Origin of the sequence: uncultured Cetobacterium sp. (assembly GCF_947038635.1) — a bacterium.
Lineage (GTDB): Bacteria > Fusobacteriota > Fusobacteriia > Fusobacteriales > Fusobacteriaceae > Cetobacterium_A.
On sequence record NZ_CAMQXC010000179.1, the window covers coordinates 1 to 3,022 of the forward strand.

General features: G+C 30.1%; 3 protein-coding genes. All 3 read right to left on the reverse strand.

What is annotated here, in order from left to right; translation table 11 throughout:
• Positions 1-89 precede the first annotated feature (89 nt).
• The 3 genes from Q0V08_RS11315 to Q0V08_RS11325 are packed head-to-tail and all read right to left on the reverse strand — an operon-like array spanning position 90 to position 3,003.
• A complete protein-coding gene (locus Q0V08_RS11315) occupies positions 90-1,220 on the reverse strand; it encodes an amidohydrolase (RefSeq protein WP_297434823.1) in 1,131 nt (376 codons plus the stop codon).
• A gap of 17 nt (positions 1,221-1,237) precedes the next feature.
• Positions 1,238-2,821 (reverse strand): AbgT family transporter, encoded by a 1,584-nt coding sequence (locus Q0V08_RS11320; protein WP_297434824.1) that lies wholly within the window; start codon positions 2,819-2,821, stop codon positions 1,238-1,240.
• 35 nt (positions 2,822-2,856) lie between these two features.
• Positions 2,857-3,003: an HAD hydrolase-like protein gene (locus Q0V08_RS11325; protein ID WP_297434825.1), complete on the reverse strand. Its 147-nt coding sequence runs from the start codon at positions 3,001-3,003 to the stop codon at positions 2,857-2,859.
• Between the last annotated feature and the right edge of the window lie 19 nt (positions 3,004-3,022).

Genomic DNA, 3,022 nt, shown 5'->3' on the forward strand with positions numbered 1-3,022 from the left:
AAGTCAATAGCAGTAGATAAAAAATTTTAAAAAATAAAAAGGTATCTGTTTTATAAAATTATAAAACCAATACCTTTTAAAAGATTTTTTTAAATATCTATATTTTTTCCTTCTGCTATAACAAATTTTGGTGATGTTACAGATACAAAAGGTTTTCTTTTCCAAACTACAATGTCAGCTATTTTACCAACCTCTAAGGAACCATACTTTTCATCAATTTTCATAACTTTAGCTCCATTTATAGTTACAGATTCTAACGCCTTCCATTCATCCATTCCATTTTCTATAGCTAATCCTACACATATAGGTAGATACTCTAAAGGAATTACAGGAGCGTCTGTCGTTATACAAATATCTCTCTTTTCACTTACAAGTGCCACATTTTTAAAAGATTTTCCTTTTAATTCAATTTTTCCACGAGCCCCTAAAGATGGTCCCATTATTAAAGAATACTTTTCATTTAAAACATCATCTAAAACATCTACCACACATGTACAATGATCTAAAGTCATATCTAAATTAAACTCTTTTGCTATTCTTATAGCAGTTAAAATATCATCCCCTCTATGAACATGAGCTTTTAAAGGGATCTCTTTATTTATTACAGGTAACATAGCCTCTAACTTTGCATCATATTTTCTATTCTCATTGTTTCTATATTCAAAAGTTTTTTCAATTGTCTCTCTTAATAGTGCAGCAATTCCCATACGAGTTATTGGAGTTTTACTTTTTGAATTATAATTTTTTTTAGGATTTTCACCAAAGGCCACTTTCATAGCTAAAGGGAATTTTATAATCATCTTATCAACAGATGTTCCATGTGTTTTTATACAAGAGTATTGCCCACCAATAACATTAGTTGACCCTGGTCCACTACCTACAACAGTTATTCCTGAAGCTAAAGCTTCCTTAAATGTTATATCTTGTGGATTAATTCCATCGATAGCTCTCATATTTGGAGTTATTGGATCATTTTTTTCATTGTGATCAATCCCTTCAAACCCTTGACTATCTCCCTTCATTCCTAAATGAGTATGAGCATCAATTAATCCAGATGTTACATATAAACCTTCAGCATCTATGATCTCTTCATATTCTAAATCATCAATTTTTTCTTCGGCTGCGATTTTTTGAATTACTCCATTTTCATAGTAAATGTTAGATAGCTTATAACTTTTTGTTTTATAATCCATTATTAATGCATTTTTAAGTAATTTCATAAATTCCCCCTAGTTATTTATAAGTTTAAATTAAATCCTGGACCAATTGGTAACCCTAAGAAATACCAAACTACCATCAACGAAATTAATGAAGCCAAAATAACAATTGAGTATGGAAGTGTTAAAGCAAAAATTGTTCCAAACCCTGCTTCTCCCTCTTCCTTTGTATTTGGTATTTTTCCTTCAGCTTGATACTGAGCTAAAAGACCTAAAATTACAGGGATTGATGAATGTAATGGAGAAATAATATTCGTTGATGAATCTCCAATTCTAAAAGCTAATTGAGCATAAGCTGGCGAAATATTCAATAAAGTAAACATTGGAACTACCATTGGAGCTAATAAAATCCATTTTGTTGATCCAGATGTCATCATGGGATTTATCAGTGTTGTTATTAATACAACTAGTAGTAATAGTGGTAGCGGTCCTACATTTGCTTCTTTTAATATAAACGAACCTTTAACAGCAAATATTCTAAATATATTTGATTTGTTTAATAGATATATAAATATTGATGAAGACAGTAAAGTTACCATTAAAGGAACTGCTTGAGTTAATCCAGCTTGCAATAACTTAGGAATATCTCTTGTTGTCTTTATCTTTCCTTCTCCCACACCATAAGATATTCCTATAGCAGAGAACATCACAAAAATTATTGGAACAATAGATGATAGCAATGGCGATTTTGGTAAGAAGCCTCCATCAGCATTTCTGAAAAATGCATTTTCAGGATAACATAGTAGTAAAAATATAGCCATAAAAGCTAAAAAACCATAGAAAGCAAATTTCAATCCTCTTTCTTCCTTAGAAGTTAATTTATAACTTTTTAATAACTCTGCATTATTTCCTAAATCTGTATCTCCTACAGTTTTTACAACAAATTTTTCTGTAAAAATAGTCAATGTTATTGTTAAAACAATTGTTGCAGCAGCCATAAAATAATAATTACATAATGGATTGATTGTTAAATTTACTCCCACTGCCGCTGCTGCCTGTTCAGTTATTCCAGCTAGCAATGCGTCTGTACCTGCAACAAACATATTTGCAGTAAATCCTCCGCTACATGCAGCAAATCCAGCTATTATTCCAATCTTAGGGTTTCTTCCTAAAGCTGCAAATAAAACCCCTCCTATTGTAAAAGCAAAAATAGTTCCTGCATCTGACATTATATTTGCATTAACTGCAGTGAATATTAAAGCTCCTGTTATAATACTTCTTGGAGCATTTAATAGATATTTTCTCATTAAAGCTGTAAAAAATCCTGTTTTCTCAACTAAACCTATCGCCATCATCATTAAAACTACTATTTTTAATGATGGAAAATTTACATATATAGTTGGAATGTCTTGAACTAATGTTCTCATATTTTTAAACGTTAACAAATTTTCAACTACTATTGTTATGTTTTTACCAACTTCACCTGCATTTTTAGCACTTTCAAAATATGTTACTCCAAATCCTAGCTTATTTAAACTAAAAGATACAAATAAAGTAATTATTGAAAATATTCCAAATAAAATAAATGGATGTGGAAGCTTATTCCCTGTTTTTTCTACTATCCTAATTGTTCTACCTAATACGCCTACATTAGTATTTGACATTTTATCCCCCTCAGTAAATTATCGTATGTTATTTTTTATATATCAACTACACTTTCCAATACATAAGTTGGGTTATAAACACTTTTGCTATCTCTTTTAGCTTCTCCTGTTAAAACTAATATTGTGTCACAACCGTTGATATACCCTGATGCTATATCAGTATATAATCTATCTCCAACTATTACTGTTTCATTTTTTAAT